We start from the raw sequence: 5,019 nt of genomic DNA on the forward strand, positions 1-5,019 counted from the left end.
CCGCACGCCGCCGGGTCGTGCCCGTCCTCGGCCGCCGCGACGCGGTGCAGCCACGGCTCCGCCCGCTCGGCCGCCGCGTCCAGCAGCAGCCGCAACTCCTCGACCAGCTTGGCATCGGCCACGCCGCTCACCGCATCCACAGCTCGGGGTCGGGGCGGAACCGCACCGCCAACCCGCAGTCGTCCAGTTCGGCCCCGGTCACCAGGCACCGCTTGAGCAGCGGCGGCAGCGGGACCAGCCTGCGCCTGCCGTCCAGGGTCACGGCCAGCTCGTCGCCGACCCGCGCGAGGTCCACGTCGGACTCGCCGACCGCCAGCGCCAGTCGCAGCACGTACTCGTCACCGTCCCGCTCCACCGCGGTCAGCGCCCCCGACCCGCCGGGTCCCCCGACCGGGTCCTCGTCCCCGTACAGCCCGCGCGCCACCTCCAGCAGCGCCGGGACGCCCACCGGCTCGGCGGCCCGGTGCTCGACCGCGCGCACCCCGCCGAGGTCGGCCAGGTCCGCGAGCACCGCGTCCTGCTCGGCGCGCCGCGTCCGCAGCCAGGTGGCCGCGGCGCCGCTCTCGTCCGCCCCGACGGCGGGCACGAGCCGGTTCGCCACCAGCCCGGACACCCGCACGCCCTGCAGCGCGAGCGCCGCCACCGTGCGCCGCGTCTCGGCCGCGACCACCCGCTCCGGGGTGAGCACGAGCCGCACGGCCGTGTCGTCCGAGGTCAGCATCCCCCGCAGCGCGTCGAGCCGCTCGGCGAGCCGGGACAGCGCGTCGGCGGTGGCGTCCCAGCGGTCGACCGCGCCGCTCCCGGCGGCCCCGGCCAGCAGGCCGCGCACCACCCTGCGGTGGGTCGGGAACAGCCGTTCCAGGTAGCCGGCGAACGCCTCGGGCAGCGCGAGCAGCCGCAGGGTCTCGGCGGTGGGCCCGCAGTCGACGACCACGACCTCCCACGGCCCGCCCGCGGCCAGCCTGCGCACCTCGCCGAGCGCGAGCAGCTCCTCCACGCCGGGCAGCGCGGTCAGCTCCTCGGCGTCCAGCTCGTCCACCCCGGCCCCGGCCAGGACGGTGCGCAGGTGCCCGCGCAGCTCGGTCCAGGCGTCGTCGACGAGGGCGCGCGGGTCGACCTGGGCGGCGTGCAGCCCGGTCAGCCCGTCCGGGTCCACCTCGGTCGGCACGGCGCCCAGGCGCACGCCGAAGGCGTCGCCGAGCGAGTGGGCCGGGTCGGTGGACACGACGAGCGCCTTGCGCCCGCTCTCGGCGAGCCGGGCGGCGGTCGCGGCGGCCAGGGTGGTCTTGCCGACCCCGCCCTTGCCGGTGAACAGCAGCAGTGCGGCGCTCATCCAGCGCTTTCCACGCGGCGCTTGAGCTCCTTGAGCGCGGTGTCCATGATGACCTTCTCGGCCTTGCGGCGGAACAGGCCGATCATCGGCACGACGAGCTGCACCGAGAGCGTGTAGGTGACCTGGACGCCCGCGCCGGTCGGGGTCAGCTCGTAGCTGCCCTCCTGCGCCTTCTGCATGGTGCCCTTGAGCAGGGTCCAGGACACGCCGGTGGGCCGCCAGGTGTAGCCGAGCACGTAGTCGTCCTTGATGGGCCCCTGGTCGATCGCGAACTCGACCTCGGTGGCCCGGCCGTCGTCGTCCCGCTTCAGCACCTCGGTCTGCTTCACCCCGTTCGCCCACTCCGGGTAGGAGTCGAAGTCGGCGATCACCGCGAGGATCTGCTCGGGGGCAGCGTCGATCACGATGGACTGGGTGGACTCGTCGGCCATGTCGCGCAGGCTACCCGGTGCGCCGGGTCACCAAGCCAGCACGTGCGGCGTTCCGGTCCGCCGGAAGTGCCCGACGTTGACGCACTCGGTCGGGCCGATGCGGGTGCGCCTGGTCATCGGCTGGTGGATGTGCCCGAACACCGACCAGCGGGGGCGCAGCCGGTGGATCGCGTCCAGCACGGCCGTCGACCCCTGCTCGGCGCGCCGGGCCACCACGTCGTAGGTCAGCTCGGCCACGGCGGGCGGCACGTGCGTGCACAGCACGTCGACCTCGCCCAGGCCCGCGAGCACGCCGGTCAGCTCGGCGTCGGTGCGCAGGTAGGCCCGCCACGCGGCGCCGGGCGTGCGGCGGACGTTCGGCGCGATCACCGCGCCGCCCGCGAACCCGAACCGCAGCCCGCCGATCTCGGCGCTCTCGCCGTCGAGCACGTGCACGCCGTCGCGGGCGAACTCCGGCCACAGCTCGGGGCTGTCCACGTTGCCCGGCGTGGCGTAGGTCGGCGCGGTCATGGCCCCGAACAGCCGGGTGTACTGCTCGTGCACCGCTTCCCTGACCACGGCCGCCGCGTCGTCCAGGCCCGCCCACAGCGTCCGCAGGAAGGCGCCCGCCTCCGGGCCCATGCGCCCGCGCCGCAGCCGGGCGAACTCGGCGACCTTGTCCGGCCCGAACACCCGGCCGAGGATGCCGCCGGAGTGGTCGTAGTAGTCGACGAAGTCGATCAGGTCGCCGAGGACGACCAGCGCGTCCGCCCCGTCACCGGCGCGGGCCAGCGCTTCGGAGTTGCCGTGGACGTCCGACACCACGTGTACGCGCACGGGGGGAGAATCTACGGCAGGACCGGGGCGACCCCCGGCTCCCGACCGGCCTCCAGTGCCAGCTTCAGGCCCAGCGACACGCCCTTCGCGTCGAGCTGGCGGCGGCGCAGCTCCCTGCGCACCCGCCTGGCCGGGGCCTCCTCGGGCAGGTCGGCCCGCAGGAAGTAGTGCAGGAGGGTCCCGTCCATGACCGGTTCGAGCCAGACCTCCATGGTCCCGACGAGCGCGCCGCCGACCGTCCAGCGCAGCCCCTGCGCCCCCCGGTCGAGGTAGACCGAGAGAATGAGGTCGGGCCAGTGCCGCGCCCACGACTCGGGCGTGGCGAAGGCCTCCGCCACGGTCTCGGGGGGAACAGCCAGGAAGGTCTCGTCCACGACGTCCACGCTCGGCACGGCCGCGAGCGTGCCACGAGATGGCCACGAACCAGCGCACCGGCCTGGTGTATCGCCGGAATCACAGGTTAAGTTCCGTGTCCGGTCGAACGAGTCGGACAAATCGAAGTCGAAAGTCACGGAGGCAACGTGCGCGAGTTCAGCGTTCCCGCTACCGCGTCGGTGGCGCCTGAGGACAACCTCACCGACATGGTGTGGGCGAACGCGGAGCGCTTCGGCAACGCGGTCAGCTTCCGCAGGCGCGTGGACGGAACGTGGGTCGACGTGACCTCGCGTGACTACGCCGCCCAGGTGCTGGCGGTCGCCAAGGGCATGGTCTCCGCCGGGATCGAGCCGGGTGACCGGGTCGGGCTGATGTCGAAGACCAGCTACGAGTGGACCCTGCTCGACCAGGCGATCTGGCACGCGGGCGCCGTGGTGGTGCCGATCTACGAGACCTCCTCCGCGGAGCAGGTCGAGTGGATCCTGTCGAACTCCGGCGCGAAGGCCGTGTTCGTCGAGACGGGCGCCCACCGCGCGCTGCTGGAGCCGCTCGCGCCCGACCTGCCGGAGCTGCGGCACGTCTGGCAGCTGGAGTCCGGCTCGGGCTCGGCGGGCGGCGCGGTGGACGAGCTGACCGCGCTGGGGGCCGAGGTGTCCGACGAGGACGCCCACGCCCGGCGTCGGGTCGCGGGCGCGGACGACGTCGCGACGATCGTGTACACCTCGGGCACCACGGGCAAGCCCAAGGGCTGCGAGCTGACCCACCGCAACCTCCTCTCGGAGATCCGCGAGGCGGTCACGCTGATGCCGCACCTGCTGCAGGCGGGCAACACGCTGCTGGTGTTCCTGCCGCTCGCGCACATCCTCGCCCGCGTGCTGGCCCTGTGCGCCCTGTACACGCGGGTCACCGTCGGCCACACCCAGGACGTGCGCAAGCTCGTCGAGGACCTGGGCACGTTCCGCCCGACGTTCGTCGTCGCGGTGCCGCGCGTGTTCGAGAAGGTCTACAACGGGGCCAAGCAGAAGGCCGAGGCCGAGGGCAAGGGCAAGATCTTCGCGATCGCGGAGGCGACCGCCGTCGAGTACAGCCGCGCGGAGGCGGCGGGCGGTCCCGGCCTGCTGCTCAAGGTCAAGCACGCGGTGTTCGACAAGCTCGTGTACCGCAGGCTCAAGGCGGCGCTGGGCGGCCGGTGCATCGCCGCGGTGTCCGGCGGCGCGCCGCTGGGCGAGCGGCTGGCGCACTTCTTCCGGGGCATCGGCGTGCCGGTCATGGAGGGCTACGGCCTGACCGAGACCACGGCGGCGGCGTGCCTGAACACGGCGACGGCGGTCCGGGTCGGCACGGTCGGCAAGCCGGTGGGCGGCACCTCGGTGCGCATCGGCGAGGACGGCGAGGTGCTGATCAAGGGCGACGTGGTGTTCCGGAGCTACTGGAACAACCCGAAGGCCACCGAGGAGGCGCTGGAGGACGGCTGGTTCCACACCGGCGACATCGGCGAGCTGGACGCCGACGGCTTCCTGAAGATCACCGGCCGGAAGAAGGAGATCATCGTCACCGCCGGTGGCAAGAACGTCTCCCCGGCCGTGCTGGAGGACCGGCTGCGGGCGCACCCGCTGATCAGCCAGTGCATGGTGATCGGCGACGCGCAGCCGTTCATCGGCGCGCTGATCACGATCGACCCGGAGTTCTTCCCGTCCTGGCTGGAGCGCACCAACCGGCCCGCGGGCACGAAGGTCGCGGACGTGGTGGAGGACGAGCAGCTGCTCAAGGAGATCCAGGCTGCGGTGGACGACGCGAACCTGGCGGTGTCCAAGGCGGAGTCGATCAAGAAGTTCCGCGTGCTGCCGGTGGACTTCACCGAGGCAGGCGGCGAGATGACGCCGAGCATGAAGCTGCGCCGGTCGGTCGTGGCGAACACCTACAAGGCCGACATCGAGGCGATCTACTCCCGCTAGCGCGCCGGGGGCGGAACAGACGGTTGGCCCACACCGCGGTGTGGGGCAACCCCCCCCCAGTGATAGCATGGAGCGGGAGTTGCCCGACCCCCGCGCCCGGCGGGGCGGG

5 protein-coding genes are annotated in these 5,019 nt (G+C 73.3%); 1 reads left to right on the forward strand and 4 read right to left on the reverse strand.

Translation table 11 applies throughout. The features are described from left to right. Positions 1-127: 127 nt before the first annotated feature. The 4 genes from ACTUAL_RS27000 to ACTUAL_RS27015 are packed head-to-tail and all read right to left on the reverse strand — an operon-like array spanning position 128 to position 2,972. On the reverse strand, positions 128-1,333 hold the full coding sequence (locus tag ACTUAL_RS27000; protein WP_440902216.1) for an ArsA family ATPase: 1,206 nt from the start codon (positions 1,331-1,333) through the stop codon (positions 128-130). Then, on the reverse strand, positions 1,330-1,764 hold the full coding sequence (locus tag ACTUAL_RS27005; protein ID WP_015800228.1) for an SRPBCC family protein: 435 nt from the start codon (positions 1,762-1,764) through the stop codon (positions 1,330-1,332). The genes ACTUAL_RS27000 and ACTUAL_RS27005 overlap by 4 nt, the downstream gene beginning before the upstream one ends. Positions 1,765-1,791: 27 nt before the next feature. Further along, positions 1,792-2,580 (reverse strand): metallophosphoesterase family protein, encoded by a 789-nt coding sequence (locus ACTUAL_RS27010; RefSeq protein ID WP_440902217.1) that lies wholly within the window; start codon positions 2,578-2,580, stop codon positions 1,792-1,794. Positions 2,581-2,591: 11 nt separating this feature from the next. Beyond that, a complete protein-coding gene (locus tag ACTUAL_RS27015; RefSeq protein WP_096492009.1) occupies positions 2,592-2,972 on the reverse strand; it encodes a polyketide cyclase / dehydrase and lipid transport in 381 nt (126 codons plus the stop codon). 129 nt (positions 2,973-3,101) lie between these two features. Here ACTUAL_RS27015 and ACTUAL_RS27020 point away from each other — a divergent pair, with 129 nt between their 5' ends. Then, positions 3,102-4,910: an AMP-dependent synthetase/ligase gene (locus ACTUAL_RS27020; protein WP_440902218.1), complete on the forward strand. Its 1,809-nt coding sequence runs from the start codon at positions 3,102-3,104 to the stop codon at positions 4,908-4,910. The last annotated feature ends 109 nt before the right edge of the window (positions 4,911-5,019 follow it).

It is taken from the genome of Actinosynnema sp., from assembly GCF_052038725.1.